This window comes from Propioniciclava soli (assembly GCF_038502305.1).
In the GTDB taxonomy this organism is placed as follows: Bacteria; Actinomycetota; Actinomycetes; order Propionibacteriales; family Propionibacteriaceae; genus Propioniciclava; species Propioniciclava soli.
This window is the reverse complement of sequence record NZ_CP115965.1, coordinates 967,909-993,161: the sequence shown is the minus strand read 5'-3', so window position 1 is coordinate 993,161 and position 25,253 is coordinate 967,909. Positions and strand designations below refer to the sequence as shown.

The following is a 25,253-nucleotide window of genomic DNA, read 5'->3' as shown; positions in this document are numbered from 1 at the left end:
TGAATTTTTCATCCCACACCCACCAGGTGTGGGGGACAATCGGGCCAACCAACCCAAACGTCAGGGGTTGTTGTTCCAGATATCGTACAGTGGACGTGAACACACACAAGTCAATGCCAACACAAATTTTTTTGGTGGTGTGACAAGCCCTCGGCCTATTAGTACCAGTCAGCTCCACACATTACTGTGCTTCCACATCTGGCCTATCAACCCCGTGGTCTCCAGGGGGCCTTACCCACTCAAGGTGGTGAGAGTCCTCATCTTGAAGCGTGCTTCCCGCTTAGATGCTTTCAGCGGTTATCACTTCCCAACGTAGCCAACCAGCCATGCACCTGGCGGTACAACTGGCACACCAGAGGTTGGTCCGTCCCGGTCCTCTCGTACTAGGGACAGCCCTTCTCAAGACTCTAACGCGCGCAGCGGATAGGGACCGAACTGTCTCACGACGTTCTAAACCCAGCTCGCGTGCCGCTTTAATGGGCGAACAGCCCAACCCTTGGGACCGACTCCAGCCCCAGGATGCGACGAGCCGACATCGAGGTGCCAAACCATGCCGTCGCTATGGACGCTCGGGCAAGATCAGCCTGTTATCCCCGGGGTACCTTTTATCCGTTGAGTGACGGCGCTTCCACACGCCACCGTCAGATCACTAGTCCCGACTTTCGTCCCTGCTCGACATGTCTGTCTCACAGTCAAGCCCCCTTGTGCACTTACACTCGAAACCTGATTGCCAACCAGGCTGAGGGAACCTTTGGGCGCCTCCGTTACCTTTTGGGAGGCGACCGCCCCAGTCAAACTACCCATCAGGCACTGTCCCTGAACCCGATCAGGGTCCGAGGTTAGATAACCAGAACGACCAGAGTGGTATTTCAACGATGACTCCACACCCACTGGCGTTGATGCTTCACAGTCTCCCACCTATCCTACACAAGTCGTACCGATCACCAATACCAAACTATAGTAAAGGTCCCGGGGTCTTTCCGTCCTGCTGCGCGTAACGAGCATCTTTACTCGTAGTGCAATTTCGCCGAGTTCGTGGTGGAGACAGCGCCCAAGTCGTTACTCCATTCGTGCAGGTCGGAACTTACCCGACAAGGAATTTCGCTACCTTAGGATGGTTATAGTTACCACCGCCGTTTACTGGGGCTTAAGTTCACCGCTTCGCCTCACGGCTAACGGTTCCCCTTAACCTTCCAGCACCGGGCAGGAGTCAGTCCGTATACATCGTCTTACAACTTCGCACGGACCTGTGTTTTTAGTAAACAGTCGCTTGGGCCTGGTCTCTGCGACCCTCCCCGCTACCCCCAGCAATGTGGGTTCACGGTTCAGGCCCCCCTTATCCCGAAGTTACGGGGGCATTTTGCCGAGTTCCTTCACCACGATTCTCTCGATCGCCTCAGTATTCTCTACCTATCCACCAGTGTCGGTTTAGGGTACGGGCGGCTCACAACTCGCTCACGAAGCTTTTCTAGGCAGCATAGGATCACCCACACCAGAAGCCGAAACCCCCAGTGCCATCAACTCTCAGCCACACAGCACACGGATTTACCTATGCGCCGGCCTACCATCTTAGCCCACGACAACCATCGCGTGGGATGGGCTACCTTCCTGCGTCCCTCCGCAGCTTGCCTACTACCAGCTCAGGTCACAGACTCAACCACCCACAACCCCCGAAGGGATCGACGGGCAATCTCGCGTGCTTAGTATCACTAGCCTCAGCACGGGCGTTGCTTCGCCGGTACCAGAATATCAACTGGTTGTCCATCGACTACGCCTGTCGGCCTCGCCTTAGGTCCCGACTCACCCAGGGCAGATTAGCTTGACCCTGGAACCCTTGGATAATCGGCGGACGGGTTTCTCACCCGTCATTCGCTACTCATGCCTGCATTCTCACTCGCATGCCCTCCACGACTGGGTCACCCCGCCGCTTCACCGGACACACGACGCTCCCCTACCCATCCACACACCTAGAGACAAAGTCCCAAGTACACGCGTGAATGCCACAGCTTCGGCGGACTGCTTGAGCCCCGCTACATTGTCGGCGCAGAATCACTTGACCAGTGAGCTATTACGCACTCTTTCAAGGGTGGCTGCTTCCAAGCCAACCTCCTGGTTGTCTTCGCAACTCCACATCCTTTTCCACTTAGCAGTCCCTTAGGGGCCTTAGCTGGTGATCTGGGCTGTTTCCCTCTCGACTATGAAGCTTATCCCCCACAGTCTCACTGCCGCACTCTCACTTACCGGCATTCGGAGTTTGGCTGATTTCGGTAAGCTTGTGGGCCCCCTAGACCATCCAGTGCTCTACCTCCGGCAAGAAACATGCGACGCTGCACCTAAATGCATTTCGGGGAGAACCAGCTATCACGGAGTTTGATTGGCCTTTCACCCCTATCCACAGCTCATCCCCTCGGTTTTCAACCCAAGTGGGTTCGGGCCTCCACGACGTCTTACCGTCGCTTCACCCTGGCCATGGATAGATCACTCCGCTTCGGGTCTAGAGCATGCGACTCAAACGCCCTCTTCGGACTCGCTTTCGCTACGGCTACCCCACACGGGTTAACCTCGCCACACACCCCTAACTCGCAGGCTCATTCTTCAAAAGGCACGCCGTCACCCCACAAGGAGGCTCCGACGGATTGTAGGCGGCCGGTTTCAGGTACTATTTCACTCCCCTCCCGGGGTACTTTTCACCTTTCCCTCACGGTACTTGTCCGCTATCGGTCATCAAGGAGTATTTAGGCTTGACGGGTGGTCCCGCCAGATTCACACAGAATTCCAGGAGTTCCGTGCTACTTGGGAACACTGCCACGAGAGACACACTTACGCCTACACGACTATCACGCACTATGGTGCCCCATCCCAGAGGCTTCAACTTCGCATGTCTTTTATCACTCGCCCACCAGATGACAGCCCAGTGAAGCAGGTCCCACAACCCCCAGCATGCAACGCCTGTCAGCTCTCACACACACCAGGTTTGGCCTCATCCGCTTTCGCTCGCCACTACTCACGGAATCACAATTGTTTTCTCTTCCTGCGGGTACTGAGATGTTTCACTTCCCCGCGTTCCCTCCAACACCCCTATACATTCAGAGTGAGGTCGCCGGACATGACTCCGGTACTTTCGAGGTTTCCCCATTCGGACATCCACGGATCAAAGCTCGCTTACCAACTCCCCATGGCTTATCGCAGGTTGCAACGTCCTTCATCGGCTCTTGATGCCAAGGCATCCACCGACCGCCCTTAGTAGCTTGTCACCAAAAAAACGATCAACAAAAACTACAAGATGCTCGCGTCCACTATACAATTCTCAAACAACAACCACCCACCAACCACCCCACACCAACCGATGCAAGACAAGCTGACAGACAGCAAAAATTTTGGTTTGAAACCCCACCCGCCCCCAAAAACACCAGGGACGACACAGTGGAAATTCCAGAACCCAACAGCGCGCACACACCCCCACCCACAACCAACACACACCCTTCCACACCCACACCCCCCAAACAGAGGGCCGAGCAGTACCAGACGCGCACCAGCCACCAGGCAAGAGCACTCGATCAATGCTTCCACAATCAAAAACCCACCCCACCCCCACCACACACGGGCGAGAAAGCAGGACGCCTCCGGGCCAGTCAGACCCGATAGACAATGGGCTCCCTAGAAAGGAGGTGATCCAGCCGCACCTTCCGGTACGGCTACCTTGTTACGACTTAGTCCTAATTACCGATCCCACCTTCGACGGCTCCCCCCACAAGGTTGGGCCACCGGCTTCGGGTGTTACCGACTTTCATGACTTGACGGGCGGTGTGTACAAGGCCCGGGAACGTATTCACCGCAGCAATGCTGATCTGCGATTACTAGCGACTCCGACTTCATGGGGTCGAGTTGCAGACCCCAATCCGAACTGAGACTGGCTTTACGGGATTCGCTCAACCTCGCGGCATCGCAACCCTTTGTACCAGCCATTGTAGCATGCGTGAAGCCCTGGACATAAGGGGCATGATGACTTGACCTCATCCCCACCTTCCTCCGAGTTGACCCCGGCAGTCTCCCATGAGTTCCCGCCATTACGCGCTGGCAACATAGGACGAGGGTTGCGCTCGTTGCGGGACTTAACCCAACATCTCACGACACGAGCTGACGACAGCCATGCACCACCTGCACACCAGCCCAAAGGGAACATCCATCTCTGAATGCGTCTGGTGCATGTCAAACCCAGGTAAGGTTCTTCGCGTTGCATCGAATTAATCCGCATGCTCCGCCGCTTGTGCGGGCCCCCGTCAATTCCTTTGAGTTTTAGCCTTGCGGCCGTACTCCCCAGGCGGGGCACTTAATGCGTTAGCTACGGCACGGAACCCGTGGAATGGGTCCCACACCTAGTGCCCACCGTTTACGGCGTGGACTACCAGGGTATCTAAGCCTGTTTGCTCCCCACGCTTTCGCTCCTCAGCGTCAGGAAAGGTCCAGAGAACCGCCTTCGCCACTGGTGTTCCTCCTGATATCTGCGCATTCCACCGCTCCACCAGGAATTCCGTTCTCCCCTACCTTCCTCAAGTCTGCCCGTATCGAAAGCAAGCACACCGTTAAGCGGCGTGTTTTCACTCCCGACGCAACAAACCACCTACGAGCTCTTTACGCCCAATAAATCCGGACAACGCTCGCACCCTACGTATCACCGCGGCTGCTGGCACGTAGTTAGCCGGTGCTTCTTCTCCGCCTACCGTCTTCAATTCGTCGGCGGTGAAAGCGGTTTACAACCCGAAGGCCTTCATCCCGCACGCGGCGTTGCTGCATCAGACTTCCGTCCATTGTGCAATATTCCCCACTGCTGCCTCCCGTAGGAGTCTGGGCCGTATCTCAGTCCCAGTGTGGCCGGTCGCCCTCTCAGGCCGGCTACCCGTCAAAGCCTTGGTAGGCCATCACCCCACCAACAAGCTGATAGGCCGCGAGCCCATCCCCCACCAAAAAATCTTTCCACCCACCACCATGCAGTGACAGGTAATATCCGGTATTAGCTGAAGTTTCCCACAGTTATCCCAGGGTGAAGGGCAGGTTGCTCACGTGTTACTCACCCGTTCGCCACTAACCACCCCGAAGAGTGATCCGTTCGACTTGCATGTGTTAAGCACGCCGCCAGCGTTCGTCCTGAGCCAGGATCAAACTCTCCATCGAAAAACAATGACGAGCAAAACCTGACCAACCAACCCCCCAAATAGAGGCCGGTCATCAAATTAATCTCAAAGAGACATCACCCCACCACCCCACAGGGCAGCAAGACGACGAGGCACACAAAATTGTGCATATTTAGCGATCCACCCCACAAAATAGGCAGACCAACTGGCATTGACCTAAGCACGCTGTTGAGTTCTCAAACTTCCACCACACACCTCGGTTTTAGCCTTTCGGCCTCCCCTCGGGGCGCCGTATCTAAGTTACGCTTCCCGGCCCTGCCTGTCAAATCGGGGCTTTCACCCCGTCCGACGCGCTCCGATCCCGAGAGATCCATGAGCCGTTCCGCTGGCCCCGCAGTCTCCCGCAGGCCCGAGGAAGTATTCTAGCGCGTCCCCTCGCCCATGCCAAATCGCCGCCTTGCCCCATGCCAGCTGCCCGCGTGGGAGCCAGTGTCGACCCCCGCGTCCAAGCCGACACCCTGGGGCGCCGACCAACGCCCTGCTCTGACCCCGAACCACGTCTCTCCTCGCCCACCTCTCTGCCCGCCCGTGGCGATGCTCTCGTCCCCGCACCGCCTCGCTCCCCGCACGTGGCGTCGCCCTTGTGCACGACGAGCCCCGCCACGTCAGAGGAGGGAAGCAAAGTCCGCGGGCTCCGGCAGACGGGGGTAGCGGGTTCCCTCGGTTCGTGTCCCGGCAGAGGTCGCTGCCAGATGCACGCGGTCCCGACCGCGGACACACACGACTCGACGACGGCTTCCCAGCCAACACCCTGTTGCCGGTCATCACGCTTGGGCCAAGGATCGGCCGCGGCGCTCTCGCTGCAGAAGGAGCGCCGCGGAGCGCGGGGAGCGGAGTCGCCGGGGTCGGGGGGCACCACTCCATGGCGGGGAGCACGGCGATCCCCGGGGAGCACCGTCCACCCCGGGGGACATCATCAACCCCGGGGAGCGGCACCATCCAGGGACGGAAGTCCTTGGGCCGCCCGGACAGCACAGCGCCCCCACCCGCGAAGGGTGGGGGCGCTGCACGTCGGACGCCGCGCGCGGCTCCGGTGGCTCGACCGCCGGGACTACCCGGGGCTGGCGTCCGTCTCAGAAGGCGTCGGCAGGCTTCAGCCGGGCGGGGTCGACGGCGACGCCGGGCCCCATGGTGGAGGAGATCGTCACCTTGCGCAGGTAACGGCCCTTCGCCGCGGACGGCTTGAGCCGCTGGATCTCGTCCATCGCCGCGAAGTAGTTCTCCTTGAGCTGCTCCGGCGAGAACGACGCCTTGCCCACGATGAAGTGGAGGTTGGCGTGCCGGTCGACACGGAACTCGATCTTGCCGCCCTTGATGTCGGTGACGGCCTTGGCGACATCCATGGTCACCGTGCCCGTCTTCGGGTTCGGCATGAGGCCGCGCGGGCCGAGGACGCGGCCGAGGCGTCCGACCTTGCCCATCATGTCCGGGGTGGCCACGACGGCGTCGAAGTCGAGGTAACCGCCGGCCACCTTCTCGACGAGTTCATCCGCGCCGACCTCGTCGGCGCCGGCGGACTCGGCGGCGGCCGCCCGATCACCCGTGGCGAAGACGAGGACCCGTGCCGTCTTGCCCGTTCCGTTGGGGAGATTGACCGTGCCGCGGACCATCTGGTCGGCCTTGCGGGGATCGACGCCGAGGCGCATGGCGACCTCGATGGTCTCGTCGAACTTGGCGGACGCACCCTCCTTCGCGAGGGAGAGCGCCTCCTCCGGGGTGTAGAGCTGCGCCTCGTCGATAGTCTCGGCGGTGGCGCGGTAGGCCTTGCTGCGCTTCATGGCTGGTTCCTTTCCTTCAAACCAGATGTGGTGCGGGCCGCGCTGGCCCTGCCACGTGGGTGGGTCGCACGACGCGAGGACGCGTCGTCTCGACCCGTGGGTGGGTTCAGCCCTCGACGGTGACGCCCATCGACCGGGCGGTGCCCTCGACGACCTTCATGGCCGCGTCGATGTCGTTGGCGTTGAGGTCGGGGAGCTTGGTGCTGGCAATCTCGCGCACCTGGTCGCGCGTGAGCTTGCCCACCTTCTCGGTGTTCGGACGACCGGAGCCGCCCTTCAGGCCGGCGGCCTTCTTGATGAGCTCGGCTGCGGGCGGCGTCTTCGTGATGAAGGTGAACGTCCGGTCCTCGTAGATGGTGATCTCGACGGGGACGACCGTGCCGCGCATGGCTTCGGTGGCAGCGTTGTACTGCTTGCAGAAGTCCATGATGTTGACGCCGTGGGGGCCGAGAGCGGTACCGACCGGCGGCGCCGGAGTGGCTGCGCCCGCGTTCAAGGCGACCTTGACGAGAGCTGCCACCTTCTTCTTGGGAGGCATGTTGGGTCCTTGCTGGGTTCACGGCACGGCCGGGACGCCGTACCTGGTGTGGGTGGCCCGCCCCGGAGGGGACGAGCCGTGCGAACAGATGCGTTCGGCCCGGGCGTCAGCCCTTCTGGACCTGCGCGAAGGTGAGGTCCACAGGGGTCTCCCGCCCCAGGATCTCGACCAGCGCCTTGAGGCGCTGGTTGTTCGCATTGATCTCGGTGATGGTGGCGTGCACCCCGGAGAACGGGCCCTGCACGACCATGACGGAGTCACCGACGTTGAAGTCGGCGACCTCGACCTTGCGCTTCTTCGGAGCGGCCTGGCCGGCGGCGGCTGCGGCGGCCTTGGCGAGAACGGACGGCGCGAGCATGCGCTCGACCTCGTCCAGCGTCAGCGGAACGGGGTTGACGCCCTGGCCGACGAAGCCGGTGACCGACGGCGTCTGCCGCACGGCCGACCACGACTCGTTGGTCAGGTCCATGCGCACCAGCACGTAGCCGGGGTGGGACGTCCGGGTGACGTTCTTGCGCTGGCCGTTGCGGGTCTCGACCACGTCCTCGGTCGGCACCACGGACTCGAAGATGAAGTCCTCCATGCCGAGCGTGGTGATGCGCGCATCGAGGTTCTGCTTCACCCGGTTCTCCATGCCGGAGTAGGTGTGGATGACGTACCAGTCCCCCGCCTGGGTGCGCAGCGTGCTGCGCAACTCCTCCAGCGCGGCCTCGTCGTCCACCCCGTCGTTCTCATCGGCCTCGGCGTCGCCCTCGGGCTCGTCCTCACCCAAGTTGAGAGCCAGGTCGTCCTCCGGCTCGGCGGTGTCCCCGCCGAAGTCGAGGTCCAGATCCAGCTCGAGGTCGGCCTCCGGGGTCTCGGCGTCGTCGAGGGCGCCGAGATCGATCTCGACGTCCTCGTACGCGTCCGAGGACTGCGACTCTGTCATGTGTTCCATCACCTTCCGTCGTATCAGCCGAACAGCCTGAGCAGGAGCCAGCCGAACGCGAAGTCCAGCAGCCCCACGAAGGCGATCACGAACAGCACCAGCACGAGCACCGCCCAGAAGAGGTCCTGCACCTGGCGCCACGTGGGCCAGACCACCTTGCGCAGCTCATCCGCGGACTCGGCGACGAAGCGCGCCGGAGTGGTGCGCTGCGTCGAGACGGCGGTGCCCGTGGCCGCGGCGCGACGGCCGCGCGGGGCGTCCGCCACCGGCTCGACCTCCGCACCACGCCGCTTCGGACGCGAACTGCGCGCCCGGGCCGCCGCGCTCTCGGCTGCGCTCAGTTGGGCGGCGTCCACCGGCTCGTACGCCGTGGCACCGCTCCCCCGCTCGTCATCGGTGAGCTCCTCGGCCTCGGCCTCGTCAGGAGCAACCTCATAGGCCCCCGGATCGCCCAGGTCCTCCGCCAGCATCTCGCCGGGCAGGTTCGGCTCCTCAGGGTACGACGAGGACTCCTGGGAAGCATCACTCCTCGGTGTCACTGACCGCGTCCTCACCTGTTCGGTACGTAAAGCAACGGGCCGCACCAGGCGACCCGAGCAGGGCAAGAGGGACTTGAACCCCCAACCTGCGGTTTTGGAGACCGCTGCTCTGCCAATTGAGCTATTGCCCTTCGATGACGCCCCCACCCGAGCCGCCCTTCGGGCAAGCTCGTGCTGGCGGGGAAACCACCAAGACCTTGAGTGTACGTGACTTGGGTGGCGGAGTCGAACCGGCCCGGTCAGTCGAGCCCGACCCCCACGAACACCGGTTCGGGCACGAGGGTGACCCCGAAGCGGGCCCGGACGCCGTCGCGCACCTCCCGTGCCAGCGCCACCACATCGGCCGCCGTCGCCCCCCCGCGGTTGGTCAGGGCGAGGGTGTGCTTGGTGGACAGGGTGACCGGCGGCGTCCCATACCCCTTGCCGAAACCGGCGCGGTCGATCAGCCAGGCGGCTGAGGTCTTCACCATGCCGTCGGCACGGGGGAAGCGCGGCGCCTCGGGCGGCAGCAGGGCCGCGGCGTCGGCGTCCACGACGGGGTTCGTGAAGAACGAACCGGCGCTCCAGGTGTCGGGGTCGGCCGGGTCGAGCACCATGCCCTTGCCGCGCCGCAGGGCGAGCACGGCCTCGCGCACGGCGGTGAGGGGGGCACGGTGCCCGAGATCCACGCCGAGGGTGCGGCCCAGCTCGGCGTACCCGATCTTGGCGCCCAGGTGGCCCTGCAGGAACTGGAAGGTCACCGACAACACGACGTAGCGCCCCGGCTCGGCCTTGAAGCGGCTGTGGCGGTAGTCGAAGCGGCAGTCGGCGTTGGCGAAGCTGCGGTGGGTGCGCTCCACGCGATCCCACGTGTGGACGCGCCAGATCGTCTGGCTGACCTCCTGGCCGTAGGCGCCCACGTTCTGGATGGGCGTCGAACCCACCGCCCCGGGGATGCCCGACAGCGCCTCGATGCCGACGAACTCCTGCGCCACGGTCCACGCGACGAAGGCGTCCCAGCCCTCGCCCGCGTTCACCTCCACCAGGACGCCGCCGCACGCCGCAGCCGCCCCACCGCCGGGTGTCGTCTCGTCGAACGCGCAGAAACTGCCCCCGTCGATCCGGACGCCGCGCGTCGCGACGTGGACGACGGTGCCGTCGAAGCCGGCATCGCCCACCACCACGTTCGAGCCGCCCGAGAGCACCAGCACGGGCTCACCGGCGGCGTCCGCCTCGCTGACGGCGGCCACGAGCGCCTCGGTGGTGGTGGCCTCGACCCAGCGCCGGGCCGGCCCGCCGACCCGCAGCGTGGTGTGGTCGGCCAGCAGCTCAGGCAACGGACACCTCGGCCTTGGCCGCCCCCAGCACCTTCGTCTCGCCGCACACGGCCTCGATCGCGACGGTGGCGACACCGTCGTCCACCGCCGTGACGGTGCCGGTGACGCGGACGACGACGCCCTCGTCGGTGTCGGGGACGGCGACCGGCTTGGTGAAGCGCACGAAGTAGGACCGGACGCGGGCCGGGTCACCCACCCAGTCGGTGACGACGCGCAGCGCGCGCCCCATGGTGAGCAGACCGTGCGCGATGACCGAGTCGAGCCCCAGCTCGGCGGCCGCGCGGTCGGACCAGTGGATCGGGTTGAAGTCACCGGACGCCCCGGCGTAGCGCACCAGGTCGGCGCGGGTGAAGCTCAGCTCGAGCGGAGGCAGCTCGGTGCCCACCGTGCAGTCGGTGAAGTCGCTCATGCGGACGCCTCCTCGGGCCAGGTCTGGAACAGGGTGGAGGTCGAGGTGCACACGACCTCACCGTCAACCGCCAGCTCGACGCCGACGCCGATGATCGCGGAGCGGCCGCGCATCCGGACGCTCTGGATGCCCAGGGTGGCGACGACCTCGTCGCCGGCCCGCAGCGGGCGCGTCCAGGTGAAGCGCTGGTCGCCGTGGATCGTGCGGTGCAGGGCGACGTCCAGTTCGGGATCGGCGAACATCGACTGCCAGGCGCGGGCGGCCAGCACGGCCGCGAACGTGGGCGGGGCGACGGCGTCCGGGCCGGTGTAGGCCGCGTCGTCGCCGCCGATCGCGGCGGCGAACTCGGCGATCTTCTCCCGGCTGACGAGGTAGGGCTCGCTCGGGGGGTACGTCCGCCCCACGTGGGCTTCGGAGATCCGCATGGATGCAGGGTAGCCAACCTGCCCGGCGCCCGCCGTGGAGCTCACCCAACCTGGGGCGTCGCGGCCCTGCCGTCCCTCCGGGGGCTGTGCCGGCACTGGGTGGGTCCGGCCCGGGACCCTGCTGCGGGTGTCGCATCCCTGCCGTTGGTGTCGCCTCCCTGCCGTTGGTGTCGCCTCCCTGCCGTTGGTGTCGCCTCCCTGCCGTTGGTGTCGCCTCCCTGCCGTTCGCGCCGCGCCCCTGTCGGGGTCCAACCCCCCCTGCTGTTGCAACGGCAGGGGGGTTGCATCCCAGCAGGGCGGCGGCGCCCAGGACAGGGTGGCGACGCGAACGGCAGGGAGGCGACACTGCGAGGGACGCCAACCGGTGCACCACGTGGCCTCCTCGTCACGCGCGGGGCGATCCCCGTCGGCACCCCATGCACAAGCCGGCCTTCTCGTCGCCCACGGGGCGATCCGCGTCGACAACCCATCCACAAGCCCGCCCTGTCGACGCCAGCGGCCCTGAACGCGTCGAGGGCCCGGGTCACGCAGGCTTCTCGACCCGCGGGGAGGCGGTAGGGTCACGGCCGTGGGACTGCGCCTGTTGTTCGTGTCGATGCACACCTCGCCCGCGGACGCCCCCGGCGCCGGTGACGCGGGAGGCATGAACGTCGTCGAGCTCAGCCAGGCCCAGGCGCTCGCCGATCTCGGCCACCACGTCGACCTCGTGACCCGCCGCTCCGCCCCCGGGCAGCCCGATGTCACCGAGCTGGGCGCGGGCGTCCGGCTGTTGCACCTGGACGCCGGCCCGGCCGAGCCGCTGGCCAAGAGCGCCATCGACGCCCACACCGCGGCCTTCAGCGCCGGCCTCGCCACGTTGGAGCCGTACGACCTCGTCCAGTCCCACCACTGGATGAGCGGCGTCGCGGCGTTGCCCGTGGCCGCCGCGTGGGGCGTCCCGCACGTGCAGAGCTTCCACTCCGTGGCCGCGCTGCCGGGCTCCCCGCTGTCGGACGGCGAACCCCCCGAGTCACCGGACCGAGTGGCCGGCGAGGCGCGCTGCGCCCGGGAGTCGGCGGCCATCATCGCCGTGAGCACCGCCGAGGCCCGCACCGTGGTGGAGCGCTGCGGCGCGGATCCCGAGCGCGTCCTCGTGATCCCTCCCGGCGTCGATCTGGACATGTTCCGCCCGTGCGCGACCGGTGAGGAGCACCCCGCCTGCCCCTGGTGCGGTTCCCAGGCCGGCTACATGCTCATGGCCGCCCGGCTGCAGCCGCTCAAGGGGGGCGACCTGGCGATCCGCGCGATGGCGGAGATCCCCGCCGCGGCCCGGCCCGACCTGATGGTCGCCGGCGACGTCTCGGCCGACTTCGCCGACTACCGGGCCGAGGTCGAGACGCTCATCGACGCGCTCGGCATGCGCAACCACGTCCACTTCGTCGGCGCCCAGTCCCGGCCACGGCTCGCCGCTCTGATGCGCCACGCCCAGGCCCTCCTGGTGCCCTCCCACTCCGAGACGTTCGGGCTGGTCGCCCTCGAGGGGGCCGCGAGCGGGGTGCCGGTGCTGGCGTCCTCGACCGGTGGGCTGCGCGAGGTTGTCGTCCACGAGGAGACCGGCTACCTCATGCACGACCGCGACCCCGTCGCCTGGGGCGCGGCCCTCAACCGCCTCTTGGCCCACGACCGGCTCCGGCAGCGGATGGGCGTCATCGCCCGCGTCCACGCCCGGCGGTTCGCCTGGAGCGACATCGGCCGTCGGCTCGAGGCCGCCTACCTCGCCCTCGCGCGCGGCTGATCCCGCGACACGGGACTGGGCGCGCGCCGGGACGCCGCCGAAACGCCACACGGGCCGCCCTCCGGTGGGAGGACGGCCCGTGTGGTGCTCGTGTGGCTCAGCGGGTCTCGCGGTGCGCCGTGTGCGTCTTGCACTTGGGGCAGAACTTCTTCAGCTCCAGGCGATCCGGGTCGTTGCGCCGGTTCTTCTTGGTGATGTAGTTGCGCTCCTTGCACTCGGTGCAGGCCAGCGTGATCTTGGGCCGGACGTCGCCAGACTTCTTGGCCATCTCAACCCCTCGCTTTCTCGTGGTCGTGGGTGTCGCTCGGTTTCGTAGCGGGAACGGGACTTGAACCCGTGACACAGCGATTATGAGCCGCTTGCTCTACCGTCTGAGCTATCCCGCCCCCGCCCGCCGGGTCTCCCCGACGGACGTGGCCCGCCGGGTCTCCCCGGCGGACACAGAGCCCCCATGCGGAATCGAACCGCAGACCTTCTCCTTACCATGGAGACGCTCTGCCGACTGAGCTATAGGGGCCAGACAGCGACGAACAACCTACCAGCTGCAGCGGCGCGGGCCCAAATCGGGGGCACCTCACCCCAGGGCGCGGAACCCGAGCCGCTGGTAGATGCGGAACGCAGCCATCGCCTCGACCGGCTCGACGTTCAACCCGACGCTCACGTGCCCGGCCTGCCACAGGGCGGACGCCGCGGCGGCCAGCAACCCCTCCCCGATGCCGCGCCGACGGTGATCGGGGTGGACGAACAGCTCGATGACGAAGGGGCCTTCGGGGGCATCCCACGGCGGGTCGAGAACGGTCTGGATGCAGCCGACCACCTCGCCGGCGGACAGCGCCACCAGGGTGGCGGCCGCGATCGGCGCCCCGAAGTCACCGGCGAACACCGCCTCCATCTCGGCGCCGGCCTCGGCCAGCGACGCGACGGCGACGCCAGCGGGATAGGAGGCGAGGTAGAGCCGGGCGACGGCGTCCAGATCGGCGGGTTCGAGGGGCCGGACGCCCACGCCGGCGGGCAGCGCGGCGGCGTCCATCGGCAGCGGCCGGACCAGGTGCATGCGCGACCCCCTCGAGACGTGGAACACGGCCCCGGAGCAACTCCGGGGCCGTGCGGGTGGCAGGTGTAGGGTTCGAACCTACGTAGGCTGTGCCGACGGTTTTACAGACCGCTCCCTTTGGCCACTCGGGCAACCTGCCGTGCTGATCGCTCAGCGGGGCCCAACTGTAGCAACTGTCCCCGTCCCCCGCCCAATCGAAGGAGAACCCATGGCATCCGACAGCTCGTTCGACGTCGTCAGCAAGTACGACCGTCAGGAGGTCGACAACGCGCTCAACATGGCCGCGAAGGAGGTCGGTCAACGCTTCGACTTCAAGGGCACGGACGCGTCGATCCGCTGGTCGGGCGACCTCATCGAACTGGAGGCGTCCGGGGAGGAGCGGGTGAAGGCCGTCCTCGACGTGTTCCAGAGCAAGCTGATCAAGCGCAGCATCAGCCTCAAGGCCCTCGACGCCGGCGAGCCCCGCCTGTCGGGCAAGGTGTGGAAGATCACGGCGTCCATGCAGGAGGGCATCAGCACCGAGAACGCGAAGAAGATCGCGAAGCTCGTGCGCGACGAGGGCCCCAAGGGCGTCAAGACCCAGGTGCAGGGCGACGAGCTCCGCGTGAGCAGCAAGAAGCGCGACGACCTGCAGGCCGTCCAGAAGCTGATCCGCGACCAGGACTACGACTTCGCCGTCCAGTTCACCAACTACCGCTGAGCGGGGTGGACGCCGCCCCCCTCCGCGTCGCCTCGTTCAACGTCAACGGCATCCGGGCCGCGCAGCGCCGAGGTTTCGAGGCGTGGCTGGCCCAGCGCCGCCCGGACGTCGTCGGCCTGCAGGAGATGCGCTGCACGCCCGAGCAGGTGCCGGCCGGGGTGTTCGACGGCTACCATGTCGCGTTCCACCCCGGTGGGCTGGCCGGGCGCAACGGGGTGGCGTTGCTCACGACCGTGGCGCCCTCGGCGATCCGCATGGGGTTCGGCCACCGCAGCGACCCCGAGGGCCGCTACGTCGAGGCCGACCTCGACCTGCCCGGGTTGGCTCTGCGGGTCGGCTCGGTCTACGTGCCCAAGGGGGCGACGTGGGCGGGGCCGGACGCCGACCCGGCCAAGTACCGGCGCAAGGCGTCGTTCCTCGCGTCGTTGGGGGCGCACCTGCGGCGCTCCCGGCTGGAGGCGGCGGCGTCCGGGCGCGAGTTCCTGGTGATGGGTGATTTCAACATTGCGCCCACGCGGGCCGATCTGCGGAACTGGCGCTCCAATCAGCGCTCGGAGGGGTTCCTGCCGCAGGAGCGGGAGTGGTTCGCCAGCATCCTCGGGCCGCGGACGCTGCACGACGTGGTGCGGCGCCTGCACCCCGACGCCGAGGGCCCCTACTCGTGGTGGAGCTGGCTCGGCCAGTCGTTCGCGCGGGATGTCGGGTGGCGCATCGACCACCAACTCGCGACCCCGGGCCTGGCCCGCCGGGCCCTCGCCGCGGGGGTTGACCGGGCGTCCAGCCCGGAGGCCCGGATGAGCGACCACGCGCCCGTGGTGGTCGACTACGCCGTGCCCTCGTCGGGCTGAGCACTCCGCGTGCGGCGTCAGGCCTCGAAGCAGGCCAGCACCTCGGCGCGGCCGACGTCCTCGATGCGGGCGTGCTGCCAGCGCGGCGTCCTGTCCTTGTCCACGAGCTGGGCGCGGACGCCCTCGGCGAAGTCGGGGCGACCGAGCAGGTGGCGGCCGAGGACGAGATCCTGGGCGAGCACCCGTTCGACCGAGCCCATCGACCGGACGCGGCGCAGCGCCTCCAGCGCCACGCACACCGCCAGGGGGCAACGCTGCCGCAGGTCGGCGGCCGCGGCCCGCGCGCGGGGGTGCTCGTGCGCCTCGAGGCGGGCCACGATCGCGGCGGCATCATCGCCGGCGTAACAGGCGTCGATCCAGGCGCGGTCGCACTCCAACTCGGACGCCGGCGCCTCACCCGCCACCTCGTCGGCCAGCCCCACGAGCACCGCGTCGGTGCCGTTGATGCTCGCGCCGGTGAGGGCGAGGTGCGTGCCGAGCTGGCCCGGGGCGTGGGCGAGGTACCACATCACCCCCACGTCGGGGATGAAGCCGATGATGGTCTCGGGCATCGCGAACACCGAGTCGGGGTAGGCGATCCGGCGGGTGCCGTGCGCGGAGACCCCGAGCCCCCCGCCCATCGTGAACCCGCGCTGGTGGGCCACATATGGCTTTCCGAAGCTCACGATGGCCGCGTTCATCGCGTATTCGTCGGCCAGGAAGCCCAGCCACGGCTCCTCGGCGAGCACGGCGTCGCGCAGCGCGCGCACGTCGGCACCCGCGCACAGCCCGCGCTCCCCCGCGCCGGTGAGCTCGACCCGCTCGACGGCCGGGTCGTCGCGCCAGGCGTCCAGCGCGGCGTGGATGCCGGCGATCATGGCGGCCGTGAGCGCGTTCAGGGCCCGGGGCCGGTTGAGGGTGAGGCGTCCGACGCCGTCCGCGACCTCGACGAGCAGTTCGTCGGTCATGTTCTTCTCCTGTTCTGGTGGCGGACGGTGAGCCAGAGTCCGGCGGCGGCCAGTGCCGCGAGGGCGAGCGCGACGGCGTCGTTGCGCCACGCCAGGTTGGCGGCGCCGTAGACGAGCACGATGGCGGTGACGACCGCCGCCACCCGCCAGAGCCGCCGCGAGGGCCGGGTGAGCGGCAGCAGCACGCCGCCCCACAACAGGTACCAGGGGTGCATGGCCGGCCCGAAGATGGCGACGGCGAGGTAGCCCCAGGCGAGAAACCGGACGGGCTCGGTACGGGCACGGGTGACAGCCAGCCACGCCAGGCACAGGAGCGCGAGCACCGTGCCGACGGCCTGGGCGCCGCCGATGAACGCACGCCCGGTCGGGTCGAGGCCGAGGGCGTCCGCCCCCTGCTGCAGCAGCCAGCCGAGCAGGGAGAAGGGCGCGAGCGTGACGATCATGCCGGGGACGCCGGCTGCGTTCATCCAGCCGAAGCCGAGCCCCGTGGCCAGCGAGATGGCCACGAACACGCCGATGACGACGGCGAACGCCGCGATGAGCCGGGGCAGGAACGCCAGCACGTCGCGCCAGTGCCACGACGCCCAGCCCGAGCCGATGACCGCCAGGGGGTAGGCCGCCAGCAGGGCGGGCTGTTTCACCGACATGGCCACGCCGGCGGCCAGCAGCGCGGGCCAGAACCAGCCGCGGTATGCCAGGTGCAGCGCGAGGACGACGAGCCCGACCATGAGGGCGTCGTTGTGGGCGCCACCCACGAAGTCGATGACGAGCAGGGGGTTGATGGTCGCGAACCAGGCGACGTCGCGCGGCGGCACGCCCATCTGGCGGCCGATCCGCGGCAGGTAGTGCACGATCAGGGCGACGCCGACGAGGGCGGGCAGCCGCATCAGCACGGCCGAGTAGTAGGGGTTCAGCCCCGCGAGATCGACGAGCCAGTGGGAGATCTCGAGCGACAGCGGACCGTACGGGGTGGGGGTGAAGCGCCACACCCACGCCACCTGGTCGGCGAACCCGCCGGGCAGGACGGCCGGGGAGGTCTCGTACGGGTTGAGGCCGTTGTGCATCAACCAGCCGTGCGCGGCGTAGCTGTACGCGTCGTGGCTGAAGATGGGCGGCGCGACGAGCAGCGGAAGCGACCACCAGGCCAGCACCGCCCAGTGCTTGACGTCGACGTAGATGGCGGGCCGCAGCCGGAGCCAGGCCACGATCAGGCAGCCGACGGCGACGATGACCAGGGCCGTGCCGAACGCCATCGCCCACCACGTGTCCAGCCCCAGGGCGCGCATCGTGGGCCAGAAGGGACTGGCCTGCGGCAGGTAGGCGGGGGTCAGCGACCCGAGCGCCAGCAAGATCGTGCCGAGCAGCCCGAGCCGCACCGGGGCGAGCCGGATGGCCTCCGTCACGTCCGCCCAGCGGACGCGGGCGGCGTCCGCCACCGAAGACACCAGCCGAGCACGCACGGGGTGAGCCTACTGGCGCGTCACGCCCCTGCCGGTCACGGCAGGCGGGGGCGTGGCAGGTGGGGCGGCGCTCGTCGCCGACACCCGCGGCATGGCAGGCTGGGCGGGTGCGCTACTGGGACTGGTTCGGCGACGGCAGCCTGGCCGTCGGTGTGCTCGGGCTCGCGTGCTGCGTCGTGGAGACCGAGGCGGCCACCGCGGGCCGGGCCGGCCTCGACGCGCCCGGCCCGGACGCGGCGGTGGCCCTCGTGGTCGCGGGCACGGTGACCGACGCCGTCGCGCCGCTGGTCGCCGCGACGGTGGCCGCCCACCCCGGCGCCGCGGTGGTGGCGTTCGGCGCCTGCGCGTCGGCCGGCGGGCCGTACTGGGACTCCCCCGTGGTGACCAAGGGCGTCGACCAGCTCGTGGCCGTGGATCGCTACGTGCCCGGCTGCCCCCCAACCCCGGCGGCTCTCGACGCGGCACTGGTCGAGGTGCACGCGGCCCTGGCCGAGGTGCACGCGGCCTCGGCGGGGGTGGCTCGTGGCTGACGAGATCCGTGCGGTGGCCGCCGCCGACTGGGCGGAGGCCGCCGCGGCCCTGCACGCCGCGGGGATCCGGTGGTTCGACTGGCTCGGCGCGGTGGACGAGATCGGCCGGGAGGATGCGATCCGCATCATGCTGCGCGCCGCACCCGAGCCCGACGCCGACGGCGTCCGCCTCGAGACCCGCGTGCCGCGCAGCGGCGGGACGCTCGCGTCGGTCCGCGCGGTGTGGGCCGGGGCTGCCTGGCACGAGCGCGAGGTGGCGGACTTCTTCGGCGTGGCGTTCGCCGGCGGCGACCCCCGCCCGCTCCTGCTGCGCCCCGGCACCGCGGGCCACCCCCTGCTCCGGGACGCCGTTCTGGCCGCGCGGGCCGTCCGACCCTGGCCGGGCGCGAAGGAGCCGGGCGACGTGGTGGCCGCCGGACGCCGCCGCATGGTTCCCCCCGGCGTGCCCGACCCCGCGATCTGGGGCGAGCGCACCGGCTCCCCGGCCGAGCCCGAGGAGATCGCCGCGTCGGTCGCCGGCGGGCGCGTGCGGGGGCGACGATGACCCACGCCCGCATCCGGCTGGTCACCGACCGGTGCACCTCGTGCATGATCTGCGCGCGGGAGTGCCCCACCTGGTGCATCGGCATCAGCAGCCACACCGAGCCCCTGCCCGACTCCCCGCCCGGCCCGCGGCAGCGGACGCACCACGTCCTCGACAGCTTCACCCTCGACTGGTCGCTGTGCATGTACTGCGGCATCTGCATCGAGGAGTGCCCCTTCGACGCGCTGGAGTGGGACACCGAGGTGCCCAGAGCGACGGCGTCCGCCGCGGCGATGACCGAGGAGCTGACCTGAGCGGGGCCGCCCGCCGGCATCTCCCGGAGCCTGGCCGCACGGTGAGCGTCCGCCCGCATCGTGGGCACCGATTCCGCTCCTTGGGCCGGGCGAGCTACGCTGACGCCGTGTCCGCAGTGAACCGTGCCCGTGGGGCCGTCCCCCTGGTGGGGCGGGCCCATGTGGATTTCCTGCGCGTTCGTTCCTCGCTGTGTCGCGTTTCCTGACGCGCCCGCTCCCCCATCACCACGCCCGGGCCCCAGAATGCCCGTGTGCGCTGACACGTGGGCCGGGGCCCCTGACCAGAGGAAACCATGCCCCACGACACCGCCCTCCCGGGCGCGCAGGTGCGCCCGCCCCGCGAGGGACGCAGCAACGGCCAGTGGCTCGTTGACGGCCCCGCACCGCTGAACCCGAACGAGGAGTTCAAGGCCGCCGACAACCCGCTCAACGTGCGCGCGCGCATCGAGTCCACCTACGCCCGCGAGGGCTTCGCGTCGATCCCGAACGAGGACCTGCACGGCCGGTTCCGCTGGTGGGGCCTGTACACGCAGCGCAAGCAGGGCATCGACGGCGGCCGCACCGGCACGCTGGGCCCCGACGAGCTCTCCGATGAGTTCTTCATGCTCCGGGTCCGGCTCGACGGCGGGCAGCTGAACCTCGAGCAGCTCCGCACCATCGCTGGAATATCGACGGAGTTCGGCCGCAACACCGCCGACATCTCCGACCGCCAGAACATCCAGCTCCACTGGATCGCCATCGAGGACGTCCCGGAGATCTGGCGCCGCCTCGAGGCGGTCGGCCTGCAGACCACCGAGGCCTGCGGCGACACCCCCCGCGTGATCCTCGGCTCGCCGGTGGCGGGCGTGGCGGCCGACGAGATCATCGACCCGACGCCGGTCATCCGCGAGATCGTCGACACCTACATCGGCGATCCCGAGCTGTCGAACCTGCCGCGCAAGTTCAAGACGGCGGTGACGGGCCACCCGAGCCTCGACGTGGTGCACGAGATCAACGACATCTCGCTGGTGGGCGTGGTGCACCCCGAGCTCGGCCCCGGCTACGACCTGTGGGTCGGGGGCGGGCTGTCCACCGCGCCGCGGCTGGCCGAGCGCCTCGGCGTGTTCGTCACCGCCGAGCAGGCGCCCGAGGTGTGGCACGGCGTCGTCAGGATCTTCCGCGACTACGGCTACCGCCGCCTGCGCAACAAGGCGCGCCTGAAGTTCCTGCTCGCGGAGTGGGGGCCCGTGAAGTTCCGCCAGGTGCTGCAGGACGAGTACCTCGGCTACGTCCTCCCCGAGGGCCCGGCCGCGGTCGCCACCGGCGGAGCGGCCGATCACGTCGGCGTCCACACCCAGAAGGACGGCAACCACTACGTCGGCTTCGCCCCGACCGTCGGGCGCATGTCGGGCACGGCGCTGACCGAGTTGGCGGACGCCGTGGCCGCCGCGGGCTCCGACCGCGTTCGGCTGACCCCGCACCAGAAGGTACTCGTGCTCGACGTGCCGCCGGACCGCGTCCGCGCGCTGTGTGACCGCGTGGAGACGATCGGGCTCACGGCGACGCCCGGGGCGTTCCGCCGCAACACGATGGCGTGCACCGGCATCGAGTTCTGCAAGCTCGCGTTCGTCGACGCCAAGGACACGGCGACGGCCGCGATCGAGACCCTCGACCGGAACCTCGGCGAGCTGGACCTGGCCGTGCCGATCACGCTCAACGTGAACGGCTGCCCGAACAGCTGCGCCCGCATCCAGACCGCCGACATCGGGCTGAAGGGCCAGATCGCCAAGAGTGCCGACGGCGGCGACGAGTTCGCCTTCCAGGTGCACCTGGGCGGCGGGCTGGCGTCCGTGGACCGCGACGACGCCGGTCTGGGCCGCACCCTGCGCGGCCTCAAGGTGACCGCGGAGGAGATGCCCACCTACGTGGAGCGCGTGGTGCGCCGCTTCGCCTCCGAATCCGACGACGGCGAGTCCTTCGCCCACTGGGTGCACCGCGCCGACGAGGAGGCCCTGCGATGACCGCCGTGATCGCCCCCGCCCCCCACGGCCCCGGACGCGTCCGCTCGGCCGCCGAGCTGGAGGCCCTGGCCCGCGAGGCGTCCGAGCGCTTCGCCGACGCCACGGCCGACGAGGTGCTGGCCTGGGCCGCGGAAACCTTCGGCCGCAACCTGGCCGTCGCCTGCTCCATGGCCGGCGACACCGTGGTGCCCCACCTGGTGAGCCGGCACGCGCCCGGCGTCGACGTGCTGTTCCTGCAGACCGGCTACCACTTCGCCGAGACGATCGGCACCCGGGACGCCGTGGCCGACGGCCTCGACGTTAACTTGGTCGACGTCATGCCGGCCATCACCGTGCCCGAGCAGGACGCCGAGTTCGGCGCCCGGCTCTACGAGCGGGACGCGACGCGCTGCTGCGCGATCCGCAAGGTGGAGCCCATCAACCGCGAGCTCGCGAGCTACGAGGCGTGGGTCACCGGCCTGCGCCGCGAGGATTCCCCCCTGCGCGCCGACACCCCGCTCGTGGAGTGGGACGACGCGCACCAGATGGTGAAGCTCAACCCCATCGCCGCCTGGACGTTCGACGAACTGCTCGACTACGCCGGACGCCACCAGGTGCCGGTCAACCTCCTGCTCACCGACGGCTACCCCTCGATCGGCTGCGAGCCGTGCACGCGCCCCGTCGCCCCCGGCGAGGATCCCCGCGCCGGCCGCTGGGCCGGCCTGGCGAAGACCGAGTGCGGCCTGCACGTCACCGACACCCACCCGGAGGAAGCATGACGACCCGCACCCTCTCCCACCTCCGCGAGCTGGAGTCCGAGGCCATCCACATCATCCGCGAGGCGGTCAGCGAGCTGGAGCGCCCCGTGCTGCTGTTCAGCGGCGGCAAGGACTCCGTGGTGATGCTGCACCTGGCGGTCAAGGCGTTCTGGCCCGCGCCGGTTCCGTTCCCGGTGATGCACGTCGACACCGGGCACAACTTCGGCGAGGTCATCGCGTACCGCGACGCCACAGTGGAGCGCCTGGGCCTGCGGCTGGTCGTCGCGTCGGTGCAGGACTACATCGACGACGGCCGCCTGCTCGAGCGCGCCGACGGCACCCGCAACCCGCTGCAGACCCAACCCCTGCTGGACGCCATCGCCGAGCACCGCTTCGACGTCGTGTTCGGCGGCGGCCGGCGCGACGAGGAGAAGGCGCGCGCCAAGGAGCGCGTCGTCAGCCTGCGCGACGAGTTCGGCCAGTGGGATCCGCGCAACCAGCGCCCCGAGCTGTGGACGCTCTACAACCCGCGCCACCGCCCGGGCGAGCACGTGCGGGTGTTCCCGTTGTCGAACTGGACCGAGCTCGACGTGTGGCGCTACATCGAGGCCGAGGACATCGAGCTGCCGAACCTCTACTACGCCCACGACCGCGAGGTGTTCGCCCGCGACGGCATGTGGCTCGCGGTCGGCGACGTCACCGAGCCCCGCGAGGGCGAGACCGTCGAGACCCGCCGCGTCCGCTACCGCACGGTGGGCGACATGAGCTGCACCGGCGCCGTCGAGTCCGACGCCGCCACCATCGCCGACGTGATCGCCGAGGTGGCCGTCACGCGCATCACCGAGCGTGGCGCCACCCGGGCCGACGACCGGCTCACCGAGGCGGCCATGGAGGACCGCAAGAAGGAGGGGTACTTCTGATGACCACGCTCACCAATGACACCACGGTCGCCGCCGGAGCGGCCGAGCAGCCCGCGGCGTCCGGCCTCGCCGGCGCCACCGGGACGCTGCTGCGCCTGGCCACGGCCGGCTCGGTCGACGACGGCAAGTCCACGCTCGTGGGCCGCCTGCTCTACGACAGCAAGGCCGTGCTCGCCGACCAGCTGGACGCCGTGGAGCGGGTCAGCCGGGCCAAGGGGCTGGGCCACGTCGACCTGGCGCTGCTCACCGACGGCCTGCGCGCCGAGCGGGAGCAGGGCATCACGATCGACGTCGCCTACCGCTACTTCGCCACCGGCAACCGCACGTTCATCCTGGCCGACTGCCCCGGCCACGTGCAGTACACCCGCAACACGGTGACCGGCTCGTCGACCGCCGATGTGCTCGTGCTGCTCGTCGACATCCGCAAGGGCGTGCTGGAGCAGACCCGCCGCCACCTGGCCGTGGGCCAGCTGCTGCGCGTGCCCACGATCATCGTGGCGGTCAACAAGATCGACCTGGTCGACTACGACGAGGCGACCTACGAGCGCGTGGCCGCCGAGATCGCCGGCGTGGCCGCCGACCTCGGTGTGCCGAACCTCGTCACGCTGCCGACCTCGGCGCTGGTGGGGAACAACATCGTCGACCGCTCCGAGCGCATGGGGTGGTACGACGGCCCGTCGCTGCTCGAGCTGCTGGAGGCCGCACCCGCGGCGTCCGAGATCACGGAGCTGCCCTTCCGCTTCCCCGTCCAGCTCGCGCTGCGCCCCCAGGACGCCGCGCCGGAGTTCCGCGACTACCGCGGTTATGCGGGGCAGGTGGCCACCGGGGTCGTCGCCGTGGGCGACGAGGTGGTGGTGCTGCCCGCAGGACGCCGGACCCGCGTGTCCGGCATCGACACCCACGACGGCCCGCTGGATGAGGCGTTCGCGCCCCAGTCGGTGACCATCCGGCTGGCCGACGAGATCGACATCACCCGCGGCGATCTCATCGCCGCGGCGGCAGACGCCCCCGAGCCGACCCAGGATCTCGACGGCATGGTGGCGTGGCTGGCCGAACGCGGCCTGCGCGTCGGGCAGAAGGTGCTCGTCAAGCACGGGACGCGCACGGTGCAGGGCATCGTCCGCGACATCCACGGCCGGCTCGACCTGGACACGCTCACGCCGCAGGCCACCGAGACCCTCGAGCTCAACGACATCGGCCGCATCCGGCTGCGGCTCGCCGCTCCGATCGCCGCCGACGACTACACCCGCTCCCGGCGCACCGGTTCGTTCCTGGTGATCGACCCGCAGTCCGGCGGCACGCTCGCCGCGGGCATGGTGCGCGGCGAAACGTCGTTCAGCGACGCGGCAACCATCGAGCCGGACCAGACCCTCACCTGGGTCATCTGATGCGTCAGCTGCTCATCATCGCGCTGGTGGGGTTCGGCGCCCAGCTCGTCGACGGCGCGCTGGGCATGGGGTACGGCGCGACCTCGACCTCGCTGTTGCTGCTCGCCGGGCTGACGCCGGTGATGGCGAGCGCCACCGTCCACATCGCCGAGGTGGGCACGAACATCGCCTCCGGGGTGTCGCACTGGAAGCTCGGCAACGTCGACTGGCAGTTGGTGGCCCGCATGGGCGTGCCGGGCGCGATCGGCGCCGTGCTCGGCGCCACGGTGCTGGCGCAGCTCTCGACGGAGGCCACGCGCCCGCTCATGGCGATGATCCTCGGCGGCCTGGGCATGTACATCCTGCTGCGCTACGTGTTCCGCCCGCCGCAGGTGGCGCACGCCCGGCGCTCGCCGCACGGCAAGGCCTTCCTCGTGCCGCTCGGCCTGGTCGGCGGCTTCGTGGACGCCACCGGCGGCGGCGGGTGGGGGCCGATCTCGACGACGACGCTGCTGAGCGCCGGCAAGACGTCACCCCGCACGGTGATCGGCTCGGTGAGCACGTCGGAGTTCCTCGTGTCGGCGTCGGCGTCCGTCGCGTTCCTCGTGCACCTCGGGCTGCTGGGCATCGACTGGGGACTGGTGATCGCGCTGCTCATCGGCGGCGTCGTGGCCGCGCCGATCGCCGCGTGGCTGGTGTCGAAGGTGCCCCCGCGCATCATGGGCATCGCCGTCGGCGGGCTCATCATCATGACCAACCTGCGCACCCTGCTGCAGGCGGGCGGCATGACCGGGGACAGCCTGACCGTCGGGTTCTGGGCGTTCCTCGCCGTCTGGATGACGCTCATCGTGGTGATGGCCCTGCGCGAGACCCGCCAGCGCCGCGCCGAGAAGGCAGCCGCCGAGGCGGCCGAGGCCGAGTGGTCGATCTGACCCACCCCCCACTGCCGGGCGC

The 25,253-nt window shown here is 68.8% G+C and carries 22 protein-coding genes, 4 tRNA genes and 2 rRNA genes; 11 read left to right on the top strand and 17 right to left on the bottom strand.

Annotated elements, in window-relative coordinates; all coding sequences use genetic code 11:
- Nucleotides 1–138: 138 nt before the first annotated feature.
- From PCC79_RS04490 to PCC79_RS04445, 10 genes are all read right to left on the bottom strand, one after another.
- A 23S ribosomal RNA gene (locus PCC79_RS04490) occupies nt 139–3,254 on the bottom strand.
- A gap of 407 nt (nt 3,255–3,661) precedes the next feature.
- A 16S ribosomal RNA gene (locus PCC79_RS04485) occupies nt 3,662–5,172 on the bottom strand.
- The 16S and 23S rRNA genes sit together here, the layout of an rRNA operon.
- Before the next feature lie 1,093 nt (nt 5,173–6,265).
- Entirely contained in the window at nt 6,266–6,970 is a 705-nt protein-coding gene (gene rplA, locus PCC79_RS04480) for a 50S ribosomal protein L1 (protein ID WP_342373135.1), read from the bottom strand.
- A 106-nt stretch (nt 6,971–7,076) separates the two neighbouring features.
- Complete coding sequence (gene rplK / locus PCC79_RS04475) at nt 7,077–7,508, bottom strand: 50S ribosomal protein L11 (protein ID WP_232549887.1); 432 nt, start codon at nt 7,506–7,508, stop codon at nt 7,077–7,079.
- Nucleotides 7,509–7,614: 106 nt separating this feature from the next.
- Complete coding sequence (nusG, locus tag PCC79_RS04470) at nt 7,615–8,436, bottom strand: transcription termination/antitermination protein NusG (protein ID WP_342373134.1); 822 nt, start codon at nt 8,434–8,436, stop codon at nt 7,615–7,617.
- A gap of 23 nt (nt 8,437–8,459) precedes the next feature.
- Complete coding sequence (secE, locus tag PCC79_RS04465; RefSeq protein WP_232549889.1) at nt 8,460–8,975, bottom strand: preprotein translocase subunit SecE; 516 nt, start codon at nt 8,973–8,975, stop codon at nt 8,460–8,462.
- A 58-nt stretch (nt 8,976–9,033) separates the two neighbouring features.
- Nucleotides 9,034–9,106 (bottom strand) — tRNA-Trp (locus tag PCC79_RS04460).
- A 108-nt stretch (nt 9,107–9,214) separates the two neighbouring features.
- Nucleotides 9,215–10,291: a UDP-N-acetylmuramate dehydrogenase gene (locus PCC79_RS04455; RefSeq protein WP_342373133.1), complete on the bottom strand. Its 1,077-nt coding sequence runs from the start codon at nt 10,289–10,291 to the stop codon at nt 9,215–9,217.
- Nucleotides 10,284–10,700 (bottom strand): MaoC/PaaZ C-terminal domain-containing protein, encoded by a 417-nt coding sequence (locus PCC79_RS04450; RefSeq protein ID WP_342373132.1) that lies wholly within the window; start codon nt 10,698–10,700, stop codon nt 10,284–10,286. Before PCC79_RS04450 ends, PCC79_RS04455 begins: the two co-directional genes overlap by 8 nt.
- Nucleotides 10,697–11,125: an FAS1-like dehydratase domain-containing protein gene (locus PCC79_RS04445; protein WP_342373131.1), complete on the bottom strand. Its 429-nt coding sequence runs from the start codon at nt 11,123–11,125 to the stop codon at nt 10,697–10,699. The genes PCC79_RS04450 and PCC79_RS04445 overlap by 4 nt, the downstream gene beginning before the upstream one ends.
- Before the next feature lie 568 nt (nt 11,126–11,693).
- Between PCC79_RS04445 and PCC79_RS04440 the strand changes: the two genes are divergently transcribed.
- Complete coding sequence (locus tag PCC79_RS04440; RefSeq protein WP_232549893.1) at nt 11,694–12,899, top strand: glycosyltransferase; 1,206 nt, start codon at nt 11,694–11,696, stop codon at nt 12,897–12,899.
- Between the two features lie 97 nt (nt 12,900–12,996).
- On the opposite strand, the gene rpmG is transcribed toward PCC79_RS04440, so the two are convergent.
- From rpmG to PCC79_RS04415, 5 genes are all read right to left on the bottom strand, one after another.
- Entirely contained in the window at nt 12,997–13,167 is a 171-nt protein-coding gene (rpmG, locus tag PCC79_RS04435) for a 50S ribosomal protein L33 (RefSeq protein WP_232549894.1), read from the bottom strand.
- Between the two features lie 45 nt (nt 13,168–13,212).
- Nucleotides 13,213–13,285: transfer RNA gene (locus PCC79_RS04430), tRNA-Met, on the bottom strand.
- A 58-nt stretch (nt 13,286–13,343) separates the two neighbouring features.
- Nucleotides 13,344–13,416 (bottom strand) — tRNA-Thr (locus PCC79_RS04425).
- 57 nt (nt 13,417–13,473) lie between these two features.
- Nucleotides 13,474–13,953, bottom strand: coding sequence for a GNAT family N-acetyltransferase (locus PCC79_RS04420; RefSeq protein WP_342373130.1), 480 nt, complete (start codon nt 13,951–13,953; stop codon nt 13,474–13,476).
- Between the two features lie 57 nt (nt 13,954–14,010).
- Nucleotides 14,011–14,092: transfer RNA gene (locus tag PCC79_RS04415), tRNA-Tyr, on the bottom strand.
- Between the two features lie 69 nt (nt 14,093–14,161).
- Here PCC79_RS04415 and PCC79_RS04410 point away from each other — a divergent pair.
- Entirely contained in the window at nt 14,162–14,653 is a 492-nt protein-coding gene (locus tag PCC79_RS04410) for a YajQ family cyclic di-GMP-binding protein (RefSeq protein WP_232549896.1), read from the top strand.
- Between the two features lie 5 nt (nt 14,654–14,658).
- Nucleotides 14,659–15,501, top strand: a complete 843-nt coding sequence (locus PCC79_RS04405; RefSeq protein WP_232549897.1) for an exodeoxyribonuclease III — start codon at nt 14,659–14,661, stop codon at nt 15,499–15,501.
- Between the two features lie 17 nt (nt 15,502–15,518).
- On the opposite strand, the gene PCC79_RS04400 is transcribed toward PCC79_RS04405, so the two are convergent.
- Both PCC79_RS04400 and mptB read right to left on the bottom strand, forming a co-directional pair.
- A complete protein-coding gene (locus PCC79_RS04400; protein WP_342373129.1) occupies nt 15,519–16,448 on the bottom strand; it encodes an enoyl-CoA hydratase/isomerase family protein in 930 nt (309 codons plus the stop codon).
- A complete protein-coding gene (gene mptB, locus PCC79_RS04395) occupies nt 16,445–17,908 on the bottom strand; it encodes a polyprenol phosphomannose-dependent alpha 1,6 mannosyltransferase MptB (protein ID WP_342373128.1) in 1,464 nt (487 codons plus the stop codon). Before mptB ends, PCC79_RS04400 begins: the two co-directional genes overlap by 4 nt.
- A gap of 107 nt (nt 17,909–18,015) precedes the next feature.
- On the opposite strand from mptB, the gene PCC79_RS04390 reads away from it, so the two are divergent.
- From PCC79_RS04390 to PCC79_RS04355, 8 genes are all read left to right on the top strand, one after another.
- Nucleotides 18,016–18,438: an NADH-quinone oxidoreductase subunit B gene (locus PCC79_RS04390; protein WP_232549900.1), complete on the top strand. Its 423-nt coding sequence runs from the start codon at nt 18,016–18,018 to the stop codon at nt 18,436–18,438.
- The gene (locus PCC79_RS04385; RefSeq protein ID WP_232549901.1) at nt 18,431–18,982 is read left to right on the top strand and encodes an NADH-quinone oxidoreductase subunit C; all 552 of its coding nucleotides are present in this window, start codon (nt 18,431–18,433) and stop codon (nt 18,980–18,982) included. The genes PCC79_RS04390 and PCC79_RS04385 overlap by 8 nt, the downstream gene beginning before the upstream one ends.
- Complete coding sequence (locus PCC79_RS04380; RefSeq protein ID WP_232549902.1) at nt 18,979–19,275, top strand: NADH-quinone oxidoreductase subunit I; 297 nt, start codon at nt 18,979–18,981, stop codon at nt 19,273–19,275. Before PCC79_RS04385 ends, PCC79_RS04380 begins: the two co-directional genes overlap by 4 nt.
- 293 nt (nt 19,276–19,568) lie before the next feature.
- Nucleotides 19,569–21,275, top strand: coding sequence for a nitrite/sulfite reductase (locus PCC79_RS04375; protein ID WP_232549903.1), 1,707 nt, complete (start codon nt 19,569–19,571; stop codon nt 21,273–21,275).
- Complete coding sequence (locus tag PCC79_RS04370) at nt 21,272–22,033, top strand: phosphoadenylyl-sulfate reductase (protein ID WP_232549904.1); 762 nt, start codon at nt 21,272–21,274, stop codon at nt 22,031–22,033. Before PCC79_RS04375 ends, PCC79_RS04370 begins: the two co-directional genes overlap by 4 nt.
- Complete coding sequence (cysD, locus tag PCC79_RS04365; protein ID WP_342373127.1) at nt 22,030–22,932, top strand: sulfate adenylyltransferase subunit CysD; 903 nt, start codon at nt 22,030–22,032, stop codon at nt 22,930–22,932. Before PCC79_RS04370 ends, cysD begins: the two co-directional genes overlap by 4 nt.
- Nucleotides 22,932–24,320, top strand: a complete 1,389-nt coding sequence (locus PCC79_RS04360; RefSeq protein ID WP_342373126.1) for a sulfate adenylyltransferase subunit 1 — start codon at nt 22,932–22,934, stop codon at nt 24,318–24,320. The genes cysD and PCC79_RS04360 overlap by 1 nt, the downstream gene beginning before the upstream one ends.
- Entirely contained in the window at nt 24,320–25,231 is a 912-nt protein-coding gene (locus PCC79_RS04355) for a sulfite exporter TauE/SafE family protein (protein ID WP_342373125.1), read from the top strand. Before PCC79_RS04360 ends, PCC79_RS04355 begins: the two co-directional genes overlap by 1 nt.
- Nucleotides 25,232–25,253 lie beyond the last annotated feature (22 nt).

Excerpts from the sequence above, each read along its gene's own strand:
- PCC79_RS04400 (WP_342373129.1), bottom strand. The coding sequence starts at position 16,448 with ATGACCGACGAACTGCTCGTCGAGGTCGCGGACGGCGTCGGACGCCTC.
- PCC79_RS04380 (WP_232549902.1), top strand. The coding sequence starts at position 18,979 with ATGACCCACGCCCGCATCCGGCTGGTCACCGACCGGTGCACCTCGTGC.
- rplK (WP_232549887.1), bottom strand. The coding sequence starts at position 7,508 with ATGCCTCCCAAGAAGAAGGTGGCAGCTCTCGTCAAGGTCGCCTTGAAC.
- PCC79_RS04375 (WP_232549903.1), top strand. The coding sequence starts at position 19,569 with ATGCCCCACGACACCGCCCTCCCGGGCGCGCAGGTGCGCCCGCCCCGC.
- PCC79_RS04355 (WP_342373125.1), top strand. The coding sequence starts at position 24,320 with ATGCGTCAGCTGCTCATCATCGCGCTGGTGGGGTTCGGCGCCCAGCTC.
- PCC79_RS04370 (WP_232549904.1), top strand. The coding sequence starts at position 21,272 with ATGACCGCCGTGATCGCCCCCGCCCCCCACGGCCCCGGACGCGTCCGC.
- PCC79_RS04450 (WP_342373132.1), bottom strand. The coding sequence starts at position 10,700 with ATGAGCGACTTCACCGACTGCACGGTGGGCACCGAGCTGCCTCCGCTC.
- cysD (WP_342373127.1), top strand. The coding sequence starts at position 22,030 with ATGACGACCCGCACCCTCTCCCACCTCCGCGAGCTGGAGTCCGAGGCC.
- rplA (WP_342373135.1), bottom strand. The coding sequence starts at position 6,970 with ATGAAGCGCAGCAAGGCCTACCGCGCCACCGCCGAGACTATCGACGAG.
- PCC79_RS04445 (WP_342373131.1), bottom strand. The coding sequence starts at position 11,125 with ATGCGGATCTCCGAAGCCCACGTGGGGCGGACGTACCCCCCGAGCGAG.
- nusG (WP_342373134.1), bottom strand. The coding sequence starts at position 8,436 with ATGACAGAGTCGCAGTCCTCGGACGCGTACGAGGACGTCGAGATCGAT.
- rpmG (WP_232549894.1), bottom strand. The coding sequence starts at position 13,167 with ATGGCCAAGAAGTCTGGCGACGTCCGGCCCAAGATCACGCTGGCCTGC.
- PCC79_RS04410 (WP_232549896.1), top strand. The coding sequence starts at position 14,162 with ATGGCATCCGACAGCTCGTTCGACGTCGTCAGCAAGTACGACCGTCAG.
- PCC79_RS04360 (WP_342373126.1), top strand. The coding sequence starts at position 22,932 with ATGACCACGCTCACCAATGACACCACGGTCGCCGCCGGAGCGGCCGAG.
- PCC79_RS04420 (WP_342373130.1), bottom strand. The coding sequence starts at position 13,953 with ATGCACCTGGTCCGGCCGCTGCCGATGGACGCCGCCGCGCTGCCCGCC.